We start from the raw sequence: 18,594 nt of genomic DNA, 5'->3' as shown, positions 1-18,594 counted from the left end.
CATGTTCCGTTCAAGCCCGTTTGAAATGTCCGGCCCCATCACCGACTTCGACTCGATCCGAATCTCGCTCGCCTCCCCCGAGAAGATTCGTTCGTGGTCGCACGGTGAGGTGACGAAGCCGGAAACCATCAACTACCGTACCTTCAAGCCCGAACGCGATGGCCTCTTCTGCGCCCGCATCTTCGGACCCATCACGGACTGGGAATGCCTCTGCGGCAAGTACAAGCGCATGAAGCACCGCGGCGTTATCTGCGACAAGTGCGGCGTCGAAGTCACACTGTCCAAGGTTCGTCGTGAGCGCCTGGGCCACATCGAGCTGGCATCGCCCTGCTCGCACGTCTGGTTCTTCAAGGGCCTGCCGTCGCGTATCGGCCATCTGCTCGACATCTCTCTGCGTGAGCTCGAAGCCGTTCTCTACTTCGAGTCCTACGTCGTGATCGACGCCGGTGATGCGCCCGTGAAGGAGCGCGAAATCATCAAGGACGAGCAGCGTTTCCGCGAGCTCGACCAGCAGTACCGCCCCTCCGGCTTCAAGGCCATGATGGGTGCGGAAGCTATCAAGGAACTGCTGAAGCGCGTTGAGATTGAAGAGCTCGCCATCGAGATGCGCGAGAAAATGAAGGTCGAACAGAGCCTTCAGAAGAAGCTAAAGTACGCCAAGCGTCTCAAGGTCGTTGAGGCATTCCGCCGCAGCGACAACAAGCCGCAGTGGATGATCCTCGACGTGATCCCCGTGATCCCGCCTGAGCTGCGTCCGCTCGTGCCGCTGGACGGTGGCCGCTTCGCGACTTCGGATCTCAACGATCTGTATCGCCGCGTGATCAACCGTAACAACCGTCTGAAGAAGCTGATGGACCTGCATGCTCCTGAAGTCATCGTGCGCAACGAAAAGCGCATGTTGCAGGAAGCTGTCGACGCGCTGTTTGATAACGGCCGTCGTGGCCGCGTGCTGCGCGGTGCAAACAACCGTCCGCTGAAGTCGCTCTCTGACACCCTCAAGGGTAAGCAGGGTCGCTTCCGTCAGAACCTGCTCGGTAAGCGTGTGGATTACTCCGGACGTTCCGTGATCGTCGTCGGTCCGGAGCTGAAGCTGCACCAGTGCGGTCTGCCGAAGAAGATGGCGCTTGAACTCTTCAAGCCCTTCATCTATCACCGCCTTGAGCAGACCGGCCACTGCACCACCATCAAGCAGGCCAAGGAAATGGTGGAGATGCAGGAGCCCATCGTCTGGGACATCCTGGAAGAGGTCATCAAGGATCACCCGGTCCTGCTGAACCGCGCTCCCACACTGCATCGCCTCGGCATCCAGGCGTTTGAGCCTGTGCTCGTCGAAGGTAAGGCCATCAAGATTCATCCGCTCGTCTGCACGGCGTTCAACGCCGACTTCGACGGTGACCAGATGGCTGTGCATATTCCGCTGTCGCCGGAAGCGCAGGTTGAAGCATCGGTGCTGATGCTCGCGGCGCACAACATCCTGTCGCCCGCGTCGGGTCAGCCCATCACGGTGCCCACGCAGGACATGGTTCTTGGTCTGTACTACCTGACCAAGGCCAAGGTTGGCGCCAGGGGTGAAGGCCGCGTCTTCGCGAACATTGAAGAAGTGCTGATGGCTCTCGAAGCCAAGCAGGTTGAGACGCTGACGCCAATCCGTCTGCGCTACACCGGCCCCGTGCTTGACCTGACGACGGCATACGACGATCAGGATCTGACGCACACGGAAGTGGTGGACTACAACAAGCAGTTCATCAACACCACCGTGGGCCGCGCCATCCTGAACGACGCTCTGCCGGAAGGCATGCCGTACGTGAACGGTCTGTTGAAGAAGAAGGGCATCGGCCAGCTCATCAACTACTGCTACCTGAACCTGGGCCTCGAAGTCACGGTGAAGGCGCTCGACCGCATCAAGGAGCTTGGCTTCCAGTTCGCCACGCGTTCCGGCCTCTCGGTCGGTCTTGACGACATGGTGATCCCGGAGTCGAAGTACACCGTGGTGCACGAAGCGGAAAAGCAGGTCATTGCTGTGCAGCAGCAGTACCTTGACGGTGCCATCACCAACGGTGAGCGTTCGAACAAGGTCATCCAGATGTGGTCGGGTGTTACCGAACGCGTTGCCGATGAGATGTTCAACAACATGAAGCGCGCGGACAAGGAAGGAGCCATGAACCCGATCTACATCATGGCCGACTCCGGTGCGCGTGGTTCGAAGCAGCAGATCCGTCAGCTCTCCGGTATGCGTGGTCTGATGGCCAAGCCCTCGGGCGAAATCATTGAAGTTCCGATTACCGCGAACTTCCGTGAAGGCCTCACGGTGCAGCAGTACTTCATCTCGACGCACGGCGCGCGTAAGGGCCTTGCGGATACCGCGTTGAAGACCGCTGACTCGGGCTACCTGACCCGTCGTCTCGTTGACGTGGCGCAGGACGTCATCATCACCGAGAGCGATTGCGGCACTAAGCAGGGCATCTACGTTCTACCGATCATCGAAGCCGGTGAAATCATCGAGCCGCTGCGCGACCGTATCATCGGCCGTGTAACGACCGAGGAGTACAAGGACCAGGAAGGCAAGATCGTCATCGGTGCCAACAAGGAGATCGATGAACAGCTTGCTACTGAGATCCAGGCTGCTGGTATTGAGAAGGTGAAGATCCGCTCAGTGCTCACCTGCGAATCGAAGCGTGGCGTCTGCAAGCTCTGCTACGGCCGTAACCTCGGCTCGGGCAAGCTGGTGGAAATGGGCGAAGCTGTTGGCGTTATCGCTGCTCAGTCCATCGGTGAACCCGGAACGCAGCTCACCATGCGTACCTTCCACGTGGGTGGTACGGCATCGCGAGTTTCGGACCAGTCGCACCTCGACGCGAAGAACGCCGGAGCGGTTAAGTTCATTAACCTTTCCACCGTTCGCGCCAAGGACGGCAGCCTGGTTGCCATGAACCGTTCGGGTCAGGTTGCCATCATTGACGACAAGGGCCGCGAACGCGAGCGTTACCCCATCGTCTACGGTGCAAAGCTGCGCGTGGAAGATGGTGCTCAGGTTGAGATCGGCACCACGCTCGGCGAGTGGGATCCGTACACCTACTCCATCGTCACGGAAATCGGCGGCACCATCCAGTTCAAGGACCTGCAGGAAGGTGTCACGCTCAACGACGAAGTGGACGAAGTCACCGGCCTGTCGCGCCTGGTGGTTGCGGACGCTCCGGATGAAAAGCGTCAGCCAGCGCTGCTCGTCAACGGTTCAGACGGTGGCAAGAAGCGTTATCTCATGCCGAGCCGCGCGAACCTGATGGTGCAGGATGGACAGGAAGTGGGACCGGGCGACATCCTCGCCAAGATCCCGCGTGAGTCCACCCGTACCAAGGACATCACGGGCGGTCTGCCGCGCGTTGTGGAACTGTTCGAAGCGCGTAAGCCGCGCGAGACGGCCACAATTGCCGAGATCGACGGTGTGGTTCGCTTTGGCGACGTGGTCAAGGGCCAGCGCAAGATCTACATCACCGGCGACACGGGCGAAGAGCGTGAGTACTCCGTGCCGCGCAGCATCTACGTCAACGTGCAGGAAGGCGAGCGTCTGGCAGCCGGCGAAAAGCTGTTCGACGGTCCGCTCAACCCGCATGACGTTCTTGCTGTTCTCGGTGAGAAGGAACTGCAGCGCTACCTGGTGAACGAAATCCAGGAAGTCTACCGTCTGCAGGGCGTGGCCATCTCGGATAAGCACATCGAGGTGATCGTTCGCCAGATGCTTCGCTGGGTCAAGATCGACGAAGTGGGTGATTCCACCTTCCTCCTCGAGCAGCAGGTCGACCGCTTCCGTTACGACGCGGAGCGCGAGCGCTGCAACAATAACCAGCTGCGTCCTCCTACAGGCCGTCCTCTACTGCTGGGTATCACGAAGGCGTCGCTGTCCACGGACAGCTTCATCTCCGCGGCCAGCTTCCAGGAGACGACCCGCGTCCTCACCGAGGCGTCTATCAACGGCGCTGTGGATACTCTCCGCGGCCTGAAGGAAAACGTCATCGTCGGTCGCCTCATCCCCGCCGGCACCGGCATGGAGTACTACCGCAACGTCCAGCTCTCACCGGAACTGGAAGAAGCGGCAGCCAAAATCCAGCAGGAAGTCCAGGAAGCGCATGACGCCGAAGAGCGCGAGCTCGAAGCGATGCGCATGGAAGGCGAACAGGAAGAACTCGCCGCCGAATAAGCGCGATCACAACAAACTGGGTGTCCCACATCTCGATTCTGAGATGTGGGTTTCCACCAAGGCAAAAAGGGCGGACTCGAAAGAGTCCGCCCTTTTACTGTTACTCACATGAACAACGAATTTCTATGTTCTCAGATATTTAAGATTCTTTGTCTAACTCGCTCATGATGAGCGGCTCTGATTGATCTGGATAGGTTCGCTTACTTCTTGCTTAGTTCACTCTCAATTGCCGCAATCACCTGCGGTGAATCTGGCGTAGTTGCCGGTTCAAACCGGGCTGCCGGTTGGCCATCGCGAGCGATCAGGAACTTGGTGAAGTTCCACTTGATATCGCCAGCGAACTTCGGGTCGGTGGTGGTGCTGGTTAGGTAGCCGTACAGCGGTGTCTGGTCCGCACCCTTTACGGAAATCTTCGACATCATCGGAAAGGTCACGTGGTACTTGCGGTTGCAGAAGGTCTTGATCTCTGCCTCGGTACCGCTCTCCTGGTTGGCAAAGTTGTTGGCAGGGATGCCGACGATCACCAGTCCCTTGTCCTTGTACTTTTCGTAGACGGATTCTAGCGCGGCGTACTGCGGGGTATAGCCGCAGGCGCTGGCCACGTTCACCAGCAGCAGTACCTTACCCTTGTAAGGGACCAGTGTTGCCGGCGCACCATCAATGGTTTTCATGCGGAAGTTGTAGACCGACGCCGTCGAACCTGCATTCGCGGCGACACTTGTTGCCAACATTGCCACTGCCACTAATTGCTTGCGCATGATTCGTCTCCCAACTCTGCTGTTGCAGACATTATAGGCCGCGTCATAAACAACCGCTGGATCAGCAGTCTTTCTTCTCTCGTACTTTGCCCACTACTCTGCAAAGACATTAGGATCACGGCCTACCCTGGGAAGGCTCTCCACAGAAGATGGCATGTTCATCGTATCCATGTTGTTCAGGTCGATGAGGCGCACGCAATTGCGGCCGTCAGCCTTTGCGCGATACAGTGCTGCATCTGCCCACCGAAGCAGAGTTCCGAGCTCGATGCGATGACCCGTCACCGTTGCGATGCCAACGCTGACGGTGGACTTCTCGAGAGCCCCATTCTTCATCGGATTACGGAACAGAGATGCATCGAAATCCGAGTTCTCAATCTCTCTTCTGAAGCTCTCAGCCGCGTTCTCTGCCTGCGCCGCTGTCACTCCTGGCAGCATGGCAGCAAACTCATCTCCTCCAAGCCGCGAGCAGAAGGCTCCTTCAATCGAGTTGGTGACCTCCTGCAAACCTTCTGCCACGCGACGCAGGATGACATCGCCGGAATGGTGTCCGAAGGTATCGTTAATCTCTTTGAATGAGTCCGTGTCGATAAGCATCACGGCGACCATCGGAGGTTCCGGACAACCAAGGCAAGCCAGAGCCTGCTGCTCAAACCAGCGTCGGTTACCGATCCCGGTGAGTGGATCGGTAGTGGCCAGGGTTTCCAACTGCTGCGCCTGGACCTGTAACCTCTGCTGTTCGCGCAGCAGCACGGAATAGAACACGTGTGTTCGTATGGCATAGCAGGCGATTGTCAGAACCAGAAAAAGAACATACCAGGCAAGATGATGCTGCAGTACAAATAACGCGATGGCTGCGGTACCGATGGCAAGAACCGAGGCCTGCATATTGCCGATGAAGGCCCATTCCAGAGTGCTTACTCTGGCTCGCAATTCGATCTTTGGCTTGGGCGGTTTACGCAGGGCGAACTCGCACAGCAGAATCTCGGGCAACGACAGCAGCAGGTTCGAGGGCAGTGCGTAGGGCTTGGGCAGCAGTGTGTAGTTCACAATACTGATGAAAAAACGGCTGGCGACACAGCACCAGAGATAGATCGTGACCGCCCGGAAGAATCCGCGCAGCGCGTCTGAAGTATTGGACACAGCGGCGGCCTGCGCGATGCAGGCGAGCAGGACGAAAAGGAAGAAGTTCAGCGTCTGACGAAGTTCACTGTACCCGAAACTCTGCTCGATCTGTTCCGCCAGGAACAGAACTGCAATGCACAGGACGAGCAGCGTCGCATCCAGCGCCCTCACCCGCCAATCCGCTTCGTGGCGAAAGAAGGAGACAGCCACCAGAATGAGCCCCAGGCTGAGGCTGAAGGTGGCAGAGCGGAATCCCTCGTGAACCCGCAGAGAAAACAGTCCTGTCTCCGGATAGACCGAATGGACATGGCCGAGAGTCAGGTATCCGTAAAGGAAGAAAAAGGCAAGAAACAGCGCCGCACTGAGCAGTCGCCATTGCCGTTCCGCGCCGGGATTGCGTCGCGCCGCCACCAGGCAGCAAATGCCAGCGAGCGATCCTATGACCATCTGACAGGGGTACAGAAAGTAGTAGTCGGGATAGGGTGAGATGAGCGGCGCCAGCAGCGGCACGAGCGCCAATAGCAGCAGGAACATATGGCGCCCCTGCCATTCCGGCAGCCGCCAGCCATGCATCCCCCGCCGCGGCACAGGATTCCCTATCGCCTTACCCTCCACCCTGTGTCACAGAACCACGCCTTCGCGTCGATCCGACCGATGTCTAGTAGCCGTTGGATTGCCAGTGTAGCGCATTCTTTTACCGCTTCCTTGAATCTATGGAAGGTAGTTTTGCCATATCGATAATGGCGTTCCAAGATGGGACGTGATTCTCGATAAGAAACATTTTTATTGACGAATCTTCGTTATTTCACATAGCTTGCTCTCCAACTTGCAGGGCCATTGGTCTTGCGATATGAAACGTTTTCCTCGGGTTTGTTACTGCGTTTCTTTTGGAGGCTATATGACATCATCATTGCGGAGAAGCGCATTGCTTCTATGTCCGCTACTTGTAGGCGGAGCCGGGTTGGTATCGGCGCCTGCCGCGTATGCCCAGGCGGCTGGAACGGCCAGTCTTTCGGGAGCGGTGGTTGATCCCGCTGGCGCCACCATCCCAGGGGCCAGCATCACGCTCAACAACCCGGCCACGGACTATACGCGTACCGCTACCAGCGACGCGCAAGGCCGCTACTCCTTCCCCAATATCCCCGTGGGAACGTATAAGCTCTCCGTCACGGCCACGGGCTTCGCCTCGTATGTGCAGCAGAACATCCTCCTCCAGGTGGGTAACAGCAGCACCATTAATGCGGAGATGAAGGTCGGCGCTTCCACTGAAGAGGTAACAGTTCAGTCGAACAATGTCTCTCTGGAAACAGAGACGGTGAATTACAAACAGGTCGTCGACTCCGCGCGCATTAATGAACTACCGTTGAACGGCCGCCAGCCGACGCAGCTTGTACTCATCACGGGCGGTGCCGTTACCGCTCCCAGCGGCGACATGGTGGGTTCCAAAAACTATGCCACATCGACGGTGATCGCCGTAGCCGGTGGACAGGGCAATTACAACAACTACGTTCTGGATGGTGGCTATCACGTTGACGAGTTCACCAATGTCAACCTGCCGTTCCCATTCCCCGACGCACTGCGAGAATTTTCGGTAGAGTCCAACTCGCTTCCCGCGCGCAATGGGATTCACCCCGGCGCACTGGTCAATGCGGTCACGGTCTCCGGCACCAACCAATGGCACGGTACTGCCTTTGAGTTCATTCGCAATAACATTATCAACTCCACGAATTTCTTCTCAGCAGCCAAGGACACGCTGAAGCGAAATCAGTTTGGTGGCACGCTGGGCGGTTATGTCCTGCGCGATAAGTTGTTCTTCTTTGGCGGTTATCAGGGAACAAGAAACCGGCAGGTAGGTAACGCCACGGGATACTGCATTCCCACGACTGCAGAGCTTTCGGGTAACTTCAGTAAGATGGGCGGCAACTGCACCTTCAACGTGAAGGACGGTCAGACGCTGGTCAATCCGGCAAATGGAGCGACGATCTCCACCACATCCGGATCTGCAAACTATCGCCGTGTGGATACTTCCACGTACAGTCAGCAGGCGTTGAACCTGGTGAAGTATCTTCCACTATCTCAGGCGGACCAGTACGGCTATATCCGTATTGCGTTGCCAGCGAATTACACAGAAGACCAATACATCGGCCGTGTCGACTACACATGGTCCCCGCGCCACTCGTTGTTCGGTCGTTATTACATTACGAATTACAACGCACCATCGTATTACTCACCAACGAATCTGTTGCTTACCACCACGGCGGGCAATAGTGAGCGTGTACAAACGTTCACACTTGGAGACACGTTTAACCTCACATCGCGCATGATCAACACCTTCCACGGAACCTATGCGCGTCGTAGAAACACTCGCGGACCGACAGCCGGTGGTATCAATGCGCAGACACTCGGTGTCAATATCTACACGTATGTTCCGGTTGATCTCCGTCTCAGTGTGACCAATGGATTCTCTGTTGGCTGCGGAACGTGTTCTCCTGGATTCTTCAACGTGAACACCGAGGCGTTCTCAGACGATATCGATTGGCAGCTTGGAAAGCATGGAGTTGCGTTTGGTGCAGAGTACATCCGTACTGGCAACAACGTAAGTGCAGGCTATCTGCAGAATGGTAACTACACATTCAACGGCCAGCTAAGTGGTGCGAAGAATAGCAACACCGGTGAAGGTATGATCGACTTCCTTACCGGACGCATGCAGGCTTTTGGTCAAAGTCGTAACCAGCCCAATCAATTTCGTCAAAACATCTTTTCGCTTTACGGGCAGGACACATGGCATGCGACGCAGAAGCTGACCGCAACCTATGGTCTCCGTTGGGAACCGATGCTGTATCAGACGGATAAGCAAGGCCGTGGCAGCACGTTTGACCAGACGGCGTTTAACAATGGAACTCACTCCACGGTATTCCCCAATGCTCCTGCGGGTTCGCTGTACTACGGTGATGCGGGCATTCCAAAGAGCCTGACGAACAATCGCATGTTGAACTTCTCGCCACGCGTCGGTCTTGCCTATGCGGCGGACGATAAGACAGTGCTCCGTATCGGCGGCGCCATCATGTATGACGTGCCTAACCTTTACATGAATCAGCGGCAGATCACAAATCCGCCGTACACCAATGAAATCAATATCACCGGTAACATTCCTTTCGCCGATCCGTGGTCTGTATATTCCGGGGGCAGCCCGTTTCCGGGTGTATTTCCACCGGACAAGACTGCGACCTTTCCTACGCAGGGACAGTTCGTTATCTTGAAGCGGAATATCCGCACGCCGGTTATTTATCAGTGGACGGCCAGTATGCAGCATGACCTTGGACAGGGATGGTCCATGTCCATGAACTATCTTGGCAACCGGAATAACTTCCAGTGGCTTGGTAATTACTTTAACCATGCAAGATACATTCCGGGAACTTCCACTGGTCTGGCTGGATCGTGCGGCGGATTGACAGGGTCGAATCTGCCTGCGAATGGTTCGGCCTGCTCCACCACGGCCTCAGCCAATGCGAATGCACGTACACCGCTTTCTCTTACGAGTCCTGCACAGGGCACTTACTACACGCCCACGATGACTCTGATCGACGACAAGGCATACTCGGTGTATCACGGTGGCATCTTTACCGTGCAGCATCGGAGTACAGGAAGCTTCAGCTTCCTGGCAAACTACACCTGGTCCAAGTGCATGTCACTTGCAGACAACCCGGGTGACGTGGCCGCCACAACGTTGCAGAACTCAGATAACCCACGCGGAGATTATTCCTACTGCGGCTTCGATATCCGTCACATTGCAAACGTCACCGTCGTTGCACAAAGCAACTTCAAGAGTCTGCATGGATGGGCATCGGCGTTGGTGAACCACTGGCAGCTTGCCCCGTATCTGCGCATCATGAGCGGTGCAACATACAACGTGACCACCGGATCGGATCGTTCGCTGACCGCACAGGCAAACGATCGTCCTAACCTGGTTCCGGGCGCCAATGTCTACAGCGGCGTCAAGGTGACAAGCACGGCGGCCACCTCCACGGCTTCCGGAAATCGCTTTTACTTCGTCGGTTCGGCATACACTTTGAATGCCACGGGAACCTACGGCAACCTGCCGCGCAATTCATTGCGTGGTCCCGCGTACTACAACATGGACGTTGCGCTGAGCCGCATCTTCCCCATCCATGAGCGGTTGAATCTTCAGCTTCGGCTGGAAAGCTTCAACATGTTCAACCACCCGTATCTCAACAGCTTCACCACTGCCAATCCCACCAGCAGCACCTTCGGATATGCGAATGGCGCAGGCGATCCTCGCATCTTCCAGGCTGCCGCGAAGTTCAACTTCTAAGGAACTGGTTTTCCTCTGGCCATTGGACCCGCCGTTCGCGGCGGGTCCAACTTTTTCTTGGACCGCAGCCTCTGAGGCAGAATCATCTCCCGCCCGCAGAGCGTCTAATCTGTTAACAGAGATTATGGCGAACTCGTTTGATGTTCTGGCAGGGGTAGCGGTGGAACTGGCGCTGATTGTGCTGGCAGGCATGGTTCTGCAGCGCATTCTCGGCAAGCTTTCGTTTGTGCCGTCGCGCATCAAACTGCTGCCGTTCAATCGCGGTGTTCTGCTCAAGGGCGATTCCGTGGTGAAGGTTGTCGAACCCGGCTATCACTGGGTCACGCCATCGCAGTCGCTGGTGCCGGTCGACATGCGCACCAAGCCGTTCCAGATTTCCGCCCGTGAACTGCTTACCGCGAACGATGGCGTTATCCGCGCATCGTTCGGCGGCGAATATCGCGTCAGCGACCCACAGCTTTACGTCACGCAAAGTTCGGATGCATTTGGTGCTCTCTACGTCGCGCTGGAGAAGGTCATCCCATCCACATCGGTCGAGTTTGAGACGGACATCATCCTCAACTCGCCTTCGCTCTTTGCGGAACGCATCGTGGAACTCATTGAGCCGCGAGCCGCGCAGTACGGTCTGCGTGTGACCTCGTTAGAGGTGTCCAACAGCATTTCGCTCGGCTGGGTCATGAAGCACGTAGAACCAGAAAGGTAACAAAACGAACTATTGCTGCAGATGTTCTCTGGACTCCATCCTGGAGTGCCATCCGCTTTCGCCTTTCCTTCTGCGCTTGGTTTCGTACATGCGTGCATCGGCCTGCTGAATCAGGTCTGTCAGCGTATCGCTGGTTGTTTCCAGCGAAGCAATTCCGTAGCTGAAACGCAGTGGAAACTCGTCGTCTGAAGCGACGGCAGTGGCATCATGCAATCTCTGGATGGCATGTAATATCTCATTCTGTGTTGCCTTCGCTGCAACCAGAAATTCGTCCCCGCCAATTCGTCCCACAATGTCCGTTAAGCGAAAGGCATGGTGCAGTTCTTTCGCCATGCGCTGCAGCAGTCGCGACCCATCGTCATGTCCTGCGGTATCGTTGATTACCTTCAGGTCGTCCACATCCAGAAAGATGACGGAGAAGCCGGAACTCGCGCGCAAGGCTTCGCGAAACGCCTGTTCGGCCAGCAGATGAAACCCTCGCCGGTTGTACACACCGGTCAGTTCGTCGCGCAGGGAAAGGTCGTGTAATGCAGTTTCCAGATCGCGGCTTCGCCTGGCCAGCAGCAGGACAAAGAGCAGCGCCAGCACGGCTGTCACAGCAGGAGCAAAGGCGACGGCATAGTTCGCGGCAAGCAGGTGAAAACGAATCATCACCTCGCGCAACCCTGACAAAACAAAAGGAAACGCCAGTGCTGCAGGGCCCGCCAGCCTCGCGGTCTTTCCACCGATACCGCGCTCGCGAAAGATATGAAAGATACCGCCAGGCTCAGTTCTTCGCAACGCCACAAGAAGGGTCAGCAGGCAGAGGCAGACAAAGGTCCCCGGTGCGATTTGGTTTTTAAGAGACCATCCGGGTGAACCTTCGCGCGCGAAGAAAATACTTCCCACGAAGCTCAGGAGAAACAGGATCAGCAGCATAGCCATGACATCCGCAACTCGCAGCGTGCGGTGCGCCTGTCCGCTCAATGCACACAGGGCCACCCCCATCAGCAGGAATCCAATGCTTGCCTGCAGCGACGGCTGCCCTGGAATCGTCCCATACGGATCCTGTGCCAGCATCGTATTTATCGGGAAGGTATTTACCGGGAAAAGGTAAACGTCCGTAAATTGAAGCGCCGTAGCACCGGCTAATACAAATACGGCTACACCTGCTACAAACCCAAACCTCTTCATCCATCGCGAACGGTCCCGTTCGGTGCAGAGAAAACTCGCCAGACTCATCAGGATCAGCAGCGCGGTATTGGCCTTCATGGCCATCCATCCCGACGGTACAAATTGTGCTGTATCCGGCAGCACCCAACCCAGAAGCACCGGAAATGCCACCAGCATCACAGCGGTGGCCACGATGATTCTCACAGCGTGCAGAGAAGTGCTTTCTCCTTTGCGCCATAGCAACGGTCGATGTTCTCGTCGGCCTGAAAGGGTGTGCATTGCGAATGGCCCCATCTTACCGGCATACGCTGTAAACATCTATCTGGCAAAAAAAGCCTGGAGTGTCCGAACGTTTTGTATCAGACAAAAATCAAAACAGGTTCTACAGTGGGAGTTAACCAAAAAACTTCCGCGGAGATATTTGTGAAACTGCCCATTTCCAGCTGTGCATGTTTGTTTCTTGCTTCCATGATTCACGCGCAATCTCCTTCAGATATCACGGGAACATGGACCACCCAGACTGAGGTGCAGGGAATTGCCGTGAATGAAACCTGTATGTTGAAGCAGGCTGCAGATGGTGTGGTGAGCGGCACCTGCGATACACCCGGTGGAAAGTTTGCCGTTACGGGAAAAGCCAACAGCGGAAATGTAACCTTTTCACATCCTGCTGCGTACCAGGGAGAGGACATGACGGTATCCTTCTACGGCAGGTTGGATTCACCCGCTTCGATCACTGGCTCCATTGATATGCAGCCGATCAATGCGGGTGGAGCCTTTGCCATGAAAAAGATCAGTAAGTAATCTCAGTACGGCAACACCCCTTTGGTGGAGGACAGATACATGAAGAAACTATGGATCGCAGCATTCGCAGTGGCAGCACCCCTCCTGGCGCAGACGACAGCTCCGGCAAACGTTGCAGGTGTATGGGACATCGGCGGTGAAGTCGCAGGTGTTCAGGTGGTGGAACACTGCACCTTTACTCAGGCGGATGACGCCAGCCTCACGGGAAGCTGCGACGTGCAGGGAGCCAAGTGGCCCACCACCGGTTCGGTCAAAGGTGGTGACGTTATTTTCCAGCACAACGGCAAATACAATGGTGACGACTACACCATCACCTATCACGGCAAGCTGGATAAAGGCGCGTTGACCGGCACCATGGATGTAGATCCGTTCGGTGTCAGCGGTAGCTTCAGTGCGGCAAAGGGAACCACGGCCTCAGCGCCTTCTCCTGCAGCAAACTAGTTTCCCGCTAAGTGGAAAGTAAAAAGAGGGTCGCCATCTGGCGACCCTCTTCATTGCATTTTCGATAAGTCGTAACTTACTTACTCGCAGGCTTTTGCGATGCGCTTTCGCGTTGCGCCTCCGCCTTTTCTGCATCCACTGGAACAAAGGTGTGTGGCGGCTGCGTGAAGGCCGCATTCAAAACTGCTGCCAACCGAAGTCCGCCCAACTCCAACTGGCGATCAATCGTTGGGATGAATTTCTGGTAATACGCTTCATCGATATCGGCACCGCTCTGCACCATGCCTGCGTCAGACACAATCTTCGACTGCTCCGTCCACGCCACGGCATCAATCGGTCCCGCCTCAACGGAGTGCGCTTTGATATCACCTTCCAGCATCTTCAGATACTGCTTATCGCTCAGCTTGCGCCGGTCGATCAGGAACCCATCCCAGATGGCGTGCAGGTTGCACTTCGATGCGGTGGCATAGCTGCTGCATGTCGGCTGGCCAAAAGCGGTGACGATAATGCCATTGCCACCCTTCTCCACACCCGACGCATGAAATGGCTGATGAATATCGCCTACGAAGTGAACCAGAAATTTCAACGCGGTAGCGCGCTCTGAAGGATCGGCCGTTGTATCTGCAACGATCTTTTCAAAAAACGGAATGCGGTCCGTGGCGCAGTCGCGCACCTTGTCGTTGTAACTGCCCTTTTTCACACCCGGCTGCAAGGGGCAGTCGCGATCGCGATCATACTTATCCGTATCTCCCGGAATATCCGTAAAGTGCCAGTTGCCGGTCTGCGTCACGCTGGGGCGATACACATCCGGCCAGGAAGCAACATCCGAAAGCGATTCCTTACCCAGCAGAAACTGCACATTCTTCCGCGCCACGGGCGTCAGGTGGTCCCATGCAATCTGCGCCACCAGGCGATGCCCTTTCTCCCACCAGGCATGTGCGGCAGAAGGCAAAAGAACTGCAATAAGGGCGGCTATGGCAAGGAACTTACGCATGACATCCAGCATAATGGAGCGCCCTGCGCCAGGAGGTGTCATGCGTGTGAAACTACTCGCGAATCCATGCCTCGTACGAGTACACTTGCTCCGCACATTCCATTTCATCCAAGAAGGAAACAAATATGAACCGGCGCGACTGGTTAAAGGGAGGCGCTGCTCTGGCAGCCGCCGCAGGCATGGCGAACGCCAGAACATCGGTTGCACAGACAAGCAAGCCCCGCAGTTATTTTCTGACCCGGACTTACAGGATGCAGTCTGGCCCCTCCGGCAAGCTCCTCAGCACGTACCTCTCGGATGCACTTCTGCCCGCATTGCAGCGTCTTGGCCTCGGTCCCGTCGGAGTCTTCAATCTCAGCTATGGCGACGCCACACCGCAGGTCTACGTTCTGATCCCCGGTAACGATCTTGAGAAGCTGGCAAAGCTCGATCTCCTGCTCGCGAAAGACCCGGCGTTCGTCTCTGCCGCTGCTCCGTTCTGGGCTACGCCAGCCACGCAGTCGCCCTTCATCAGCGTCACCAGCCGCCTGTCGATTGGGTTTGAAGGTTTCCCGCAGCTCGTGGTCCCGGCCAAGGAGCCGCGCATCCTGCAGCTCCGCACCTACATCAGCCCCACCTTCGCCGCGCATGAACGCAAGGTTGAAATGTTCCACCAGGGCGAGTTCCGCATCTTTGAGGAAGCGGGCGCACGTGGTGTCTTCTACTCGGACAACCTCATCGGCCCCGATCTCCCCAGCCTCACCTACATGCTGGCGCACAAGGACCTCGCGGCCATGGACCAGAACTGGAAGAACTTCACCAGCCATCCGGACTGGAAGAAACTCTCCAGCAACCCACGCTACGCCGGCGAACCCATCGTCACGCACGTAGACAACCTGGTGCTGACGCCCACGGCCTACTCGCAGATTTAGTAGCTCATAACGAAACAAAACCGCCCTCTTCTCCCAGTCTTTTTACCGACGAGAGAAGAGGGCATTTTGATCTACCAGCAAGCAGCGCTCTTCGCACTCGGCAACGTGACAGACTTTGCCTGCATCGACCTTCGCGCATGTGTATTGAACCCGACGCTTGTCAATCGCTCAAAGAGCGCGTCGCGCCACCACCCGCACCGTTTCGCACACCACGCCATACACCACGTGGGTCACCATCTCGCTGCGCTGCTCACGCCCTTCCTGCTGTGCGTGGCGTTCCGCTAACCCCAGCGCCGGTAAAACACCCTCGTGTGTCACGGCCATCATCGTCATGCCAAAGTTGGCTCCGTGCCTGTCCGTAACCTGCGGATAAAGCTCTGCCAGCGCGCCATACGCGGCACCTGCCGCAGCGCCCAGCACCCACGGCATCAGCTTCGTTGCTTTGCTCTCCTGCCGTGCCAGTTCCGGGTGCGGAGGATACACTCTTTCCGCAACGGTTCTGGCGGCAGTGGCAACCAGCCCGCCAATCAGTCCAGCCAGTGCGCCCTTCAAAATGTCACGGTTCGGTGCCGGTAGGTTCTTCGTGTGCTTTTTCATATCACTCCGTGGGACGCCGTCCCTGTCCGGGCGGGTGGCCCATTTGAATCCTTTCATGGTGTTCGCGCATTTAGAATGATGGCTGTTGCGCTACTTCGTACAGGTCAGCGCAAGAGAGACAGCAGATCGGACCTCATGTCGAACACATCCTCTACGCCTTCCACCGCCACACGCGACGTTGTTATCCTCGGCTCCGGCGTCAGCGGCCTTACCGCTGCCATTTACACGGCTCGCGCCAACCTGAAGCCGCTTGTTATTGAAGGCCACGAACCCGGTGGCCAACTCTCCATCACCACGTTGGTGGAGAACTTTCCCGGCTGGCCTGACGGCGTGCAGGGTCCTGAACTCGTGGAGAACATCCGCAAACAGGCACAGAAGTTCGGTGCGGAAATTGAGATGGGCCACCTCCACTCCGCAGATCTCTCAAAGACCCCCATCGAGCTCAACTTCGGTGGCAACCGCATCGTGCACACGCGCACACTCATCGTAGCGTCCGGCGCATCGGCACGTTGGTTAGGACTGCCCAGCGAACAGGCACTGATCGGCCACGGCGTCTCCTCCTGCGCCACCTGCGACGGCTTCTTCTTCTCCGGCAAGGACATCTGTGTCATCGGCGGTGGCGACTCGGCCATGGAAGAAGCGATGTTCCTGACACGCTTCGCCACGAAGGTCTACCTCATCCATCGTTCCTCCACCTTCCGCGCCAGCAAGATCATGCTGGAACGCGCCATGGCCCATCCCCAGATTGAGTTCCTGCCAAACACGGTCGTGGAAGAGGTCCTCGGTGTCGAGGAGAAGGAAGTCAGCGGCATCCGCGTGCGCAACACCATCACCGGCGAGGTGAAGGACATCGCGCTCAGCGGCTTCTTCCTCGGCATCGGTCACATCCCGAACGCCAGGTTCTTTGAAGGCCAGATGGACCTCGACGAGGACGGCTACATCAAGAGCAAGGACAACGTCTTCACCACGCACAACGGCAAGGTCCTCCCCGGCGTCTTCGCCGCAGGCGACGTGCAGGACCGTCGCTACCGTCAGGCCATCACGGCCGCGGGCACCGGCTGCATGGCAGCCCTCGAAGTAGAAAAATACCTCGAAGAACACGGTCGCTAATCAGCATTCGCTAAACTGCCTGTCTCGCATCAGATCAACAAGCAACAAAGGAGGCATCCCAAAACGGGATGCCTCCTTTGTTTTATGGGAGACGGCTGCCCCAGGTTCGCGCAGCTAACCTGGGGCATCGCACAAAGCGCGGTCCAAAGTACGATCCAACGTCCAGCGTCCGAAGTGCGATCCAAAGTCGAAAGCGCAATCCAAAGTCGAAAGCACGATCCAACGTCCAAAGGCCGTCATTCTGAGCGCAGCGAAGAATCCCGACAACCTCTCATCCTGCCAATATTCTCGGGAAGCTTCCAAGCACAAAAACCAAACCAGCTTCGCAAAAGCGAAGCTCAAACGACCGAAGGTCGTCTTCTTTGAAGGGGCAGGGCTTTAGCCCTGCCGTAACCACGACACCCAGGAAAGCGGCTTTAGCCGCTGAGGGAATCTACTTCGGAGGCGCGGGCGCAGGAGCCGCTGCGGGAGCCGTCGCGGCAGGCTTTTTCTTCACCGTCTTCTTTTTAGGAGTCGTCTTCGCAGGTGCAGCAGCCGCCGCGGCCGCAGCAGCCTGCTGCGCCGCAGCAATCTGCGTTGTCTGTTGCTGAATAGTCGCCTGCAACTGGCTCACATGCTTCTCCTGTGCCGCGGCAGAAGCTGTAATGTGGTCACCCAGACTGCGACGTGCCCCATCCAATGCCGCCAGCGCGCCCTCCAGAGCGTCCGCCTGATCACGAGGAGCGTTTGCCTTACCTGCAATCTCAATGCGCAGCAGCACGTTGTACAGCGCGTCCAGGTTCAGCAGAATACGAAGGCTCGCAGGCACTGATTCAGGCGCCTTGTCGGAATCCACGAGGATCGAAGGCAGCGTGTTCTGCAAATCCTTCTGGACCGACGCCAGGTTCGCGTCCACTTCGCTACGCAGCCCATTGCCACCCTTCCACTTGTTCAGGTCCACATTGCTGCCCGCCTGCGCCACTTTGTCCAGCGCTGGCTGCACTAACTCGGAGGGCTTCTGCGCAGTATCCTGCGCGGCTGCTGTCGCAACCCCACCCAGAACAAAAACGGAAAGAAAGACAAACGATCGCAAACTCATAAGAAATTCAGACTCCTCCACTTTGAGAGACGTGCCATACCGAAGGGTTGCACGCAGCCAAAATTGCCATCAACAGCGAAAGTATTACGCATAGAGCAAACGCCCGTCGCTCCGAGCGAAGATCCGGAGACGCTTCACCGACCGACAAGCTGAACCCTTCCAGCCACAAGCCAGAACCAGCTTCGCGAAGGCGAAGCTCATACAGCCCAAGACCATTCCAGCGAAGCTCATACGGTCGTAGACCGTCATCCTGAACGAAGCGAAGCGGAGTTGAAGGGCCTGCATTCCTCGCAGCGCTCTACAACGCTCCGGGTACCCCCCTCCCCCCTGTTTTTCTAAAATCGTCTTTTGATTGGGGTTACGGTTTTGGTGGCTGTAAAATCGTCTATCTGTTGGGGT

The 18,594-nt window shown here is 56.9% G+C and carries 13 protein-coding genes; 7 read left to right on the top strand and 6 right to left on the bottom strand.

Going from position 1 to position 18,594, the window contains the following annotated elements; genetic code table 11:
- Position 1: 1 nt before the first annotated feature.
- Positions 2-4,195 carry a DNA-directed RNA polymerase subunit beta' gene (gene rpoC / locus AB6729_RS17765; protein WP_371083003.1) on the top strand — a complete coding sequence of 1,398 codons (4,194 nt, stop codon included), beginning with the start codon at positions 2-4 and terminating at the stop codon, positions 4,193-4,195.
- A gap of 200 nt (positions 4,196-4,395) precedes the next feature.
- On the opposite strand, the gene AB6729_RS17760 is transcribed toward rpoC, so the two are convergent.
- Both AB6729_RS17760 and AB6729_RS17755 read right to left on the bottom strand, forming a co-directional pair.
- Positions 4,396-4,926 carry a glutathione peroxidase gene (locus tag AB6729_RS17760; protein WP_371083036.1) on the bottom strand — a complete coding sequence of 177 codons (531 nt, stop codon included), beginning with the start codon at positions 4,924-4,926 and terminating at the stop codon, positions 4,396-4,398.
- A 120-nt stretch (positions 4,927-5,046) separates the two neighbouring features.
- Positions 5,047-6,609, bottom strand: a complete 1,563-nt coding sequence (locus tag AB6729_RS17755) for a diguanylate cyclase (protein ID WP_371083002.1) — start codon at positions 6,607-6,609, stop codon at positions 5,047-5,049.
- Positions 6,610-7,000: 391 nt separating this feature from the next.
- Here AB6729_RS17755 and AB6729_RS17750 point away from each other — a divergent pair, with 391 nt between their 5' ends.
- Both AB6729_RS17750 and AB6729_RS17745 read left to right on the top strand, forming a co-directional pair.
- Positions 7,001-10,408: a carboxypeptidase regulatory-like domain-containing protein gene (locus AB6729_RS17750; protein WP_371083001.1), complete on the top strand. Its 3,408-nt coding sequence runs from the start codon at positions 7,001-7,003 to the stop codon at positions 10,406-10,408.
- Positions 10,409-10,532: 124 nt separating this feature from the next.
- Entirely contained in the window at positions 10,533-11,111 is a 579-nt protein-coding gene (locus tag AB6729_RS17745; RefSeq protein ID WP_371083000.1) for an SPFH domain-containing protein, read from the top strand.
- 9 nt (positions 11,112-11,120) lie between these two features.
- Here AB6729_RS17745 and AB6729_RS17740 read toward each other — a convergent pair whose 3' ends face one another.
- A complete protein-coding gene (locus AB6729_RS17740; protein WP_371082999.1) occupies positions 11,121-12,455 on the bottom strand; it encodes a GGDEF domain-containing protein in 1,335 nt (444 codons plus the stop codon).
- A 231-nt stretch (positions 12,456-12,686) separates the two neighbouring features.
- Here AB6729_RS17740 and AB6729_RS17735 point away from each other — a divergent pair, with 231 nt between their 5' ends.
- Both AB6729_RS17735 and AB6729_RS17730 read left to right on the top strand, forming a co-directional pair.
- Positions 12,687-13,064, top strand: a complete 378-nt coding sequence (locus AB6729_RS17735; RefSeq protein WP_371082998.1) for a hypothetical protein — start codon at positions 12,687-12,689, stop codon at positions 13,062-13,064.
- A gap of 39 nt (positions 13,065-13,103) precedes the next feature.
- Positions 13,104-13,505 carry a hypothetical protein gene (locus AB6729_RS17730; protein WP_371082997.1) on the top strand — a complete coding sequence of 134 codons (402 nt, stop codon included), beginning with the start codon at positions 13,104-13,106 and terminating at the stop codon, positions 13,503-13,505.
- A 76-nt stretch (positions 13,506-13,581) separates the two neighbouring features.
- On the opposite strand, the gene AB6729_RS17725 is transcribed toward AB6729_RS17730, so the two are convergent.
- Complete coding sequence (locus tag AB6729_RS17725) at positions 13,582-14,541, bottom strand: S1/P1 nuclease (protein WP_371082996.1); 960 nt, start codon at positions 14,539-14,541, stop codon at positions 13,582-13,584.
- 83 nt (positions 14,542-14,624) lie between these two features.
- On the opposite strand from AB6729_RS17725, the gene AB6729_RS17720 reads away from it, so the two are divergent.
- Complete coding sequence (locus AB6729_RS17720) at positions 14,625-15,410, top strand: NIPSNAP family protein (RefSeq protein WP_371082995.1); 786 nt, start codon at positions 14,625-14,627, stop codon at positions 15,408-15,410.
- A gap of 168 nt (positions 15,411-15,578) precedes the next feature.
- Here the strand turns inward: AB6729_RS17720 and AB6729_RS17715 are convergent, their stop codons facing one another.
- Positions 15,579-16,007: a DUF1440 domain-containing protein gene (locus AB6729_RS17715; RefSeq protein WP_371082994.1), complete on the bottom strand. Its 429-nt coding sequence runs from the start codon at positions 16,005-16,007 to the stop codon at positions 15,579-15,581.
- Between the two features lie 135 nt (positions 16,008-16,142).
- Here AB6729_RS17715 and trxB point away from each other — a divergent pair, with 135 nt between their 5' ends.
- Positions 16,143-17,117 (top strand): thioredoxin-disulfide reductase, encoded by a 975-nt coding sequence (gene trxB, locus AB6729_RS17710; RefSeq protein ID WP_371082993.1) that lies wholly within the window; start codon positions 16,143-16,145, stop codon positions 17,115-17,117.
- Positions 17,118-17,550: 433 nt separating this feature from the next.
- Here the strand turns inward: trxB and AB6729_RS17705 are convergent, their stop codons facing one another.
- Positions 17,551-18,195: a hypothetical protein gene (locus AB6729_RS17705; protein WP_371082992.1), complete on the bottom strand. Its 645-nt coding sequence runs from the start codon at positions 18,193-18,195 to the stop codon at positions 17,551-17,553.
- Between the last annotated feature and the right edge of the window lie 399 nt (positions 18,196-18,594).

Source organism: Terriglobus sp. RCC_193 (assembly GCF_041355105.1).
GTDB lineage: Bacteria > Acidobacteriota > Terriglobia > Terriglobales > Acidobacteriaceae > Terriglobus.
The sequence above is the reverse complement of the archived record's forward strand: the minus strand, read 5'-3'. Positions and strand labels throughout refer to the sequence as shown.

Excerpts from the sequence above, each read along its gene's own strand:
- rpoC (WP_371083003.1), top strand. The coding sequence starts at position 2 with ATGTTCCGTTCAAGCCCGTTTGAAATGTCCGGCCCCATCACCGACTTC.
- AB6729_RS17760 (WP_371083036.1), bottom strand. The coding sequence starts at position 4,926 with ATGTTGGCAACAAGTGTCGCCGCGAATGCAGGTTCGACGGCGTCGGTC.
- AB6729_RS17755 (WP_371083002.1), bottom strand. The coding sequence starts at position 6,609 with ATGTTCCTGCTGCTATTGGCGCTCGTGCCGCTGCTGGCGCCGCTCATC.
- AB6729_RS17745 (WP_371083000.1), top strand. The coding sequence starts at position 10,533 with ATGGCGAACTCGTTTGATGTTCTGGCAGGGGTAGCGGTGGAACTGGCG.
- AB6729_RS17730 (WP_371082997.1), top strand. The coding sequence starts at position 13,104 with ATGAAGAAACTATGGATCGCAGCATTCGCAGTGGCAGCACCCCTCCTG.
- AB6729_RS17725 (WP_371082996.1), bottom strand. The coding sequence starts at position 14,541 with ATGACACCTCCTGGCGCAGGGCGCTCCATTATGCTGGATGTCATGCGT.
- AB6729_RS17720 (WP_371082995.1), top strand. The coding sequence starts at position 14,625 with ATGAACCGGCGCGACTGGTTAAAGGGAGGCGCTGCTCTGGCAGCCGCC.
- AB6729_RS17715 (WP_371082994.1), bottom strand. The coding sequence starts at position 16,007 with ATGAAAAAGCACACGAAGAACCTACCGGCACCGAACCGTGACATTTTG.
- trxB (WP_371082993.1), top strand. The coding sequence starts at position 16,143 with ATGTCGAACACATCCTCTACGCCTTCCACCGCCACACGCGACGTTGTT.
- AB6729_RS17705 (WP_371082992.1), bottom strand. The coding sequence starts at position 18,195 with ATGAGTTTGCGATCGTTTGTCTTTCTTTCCGTTTTTGTTCTGGGTGGG.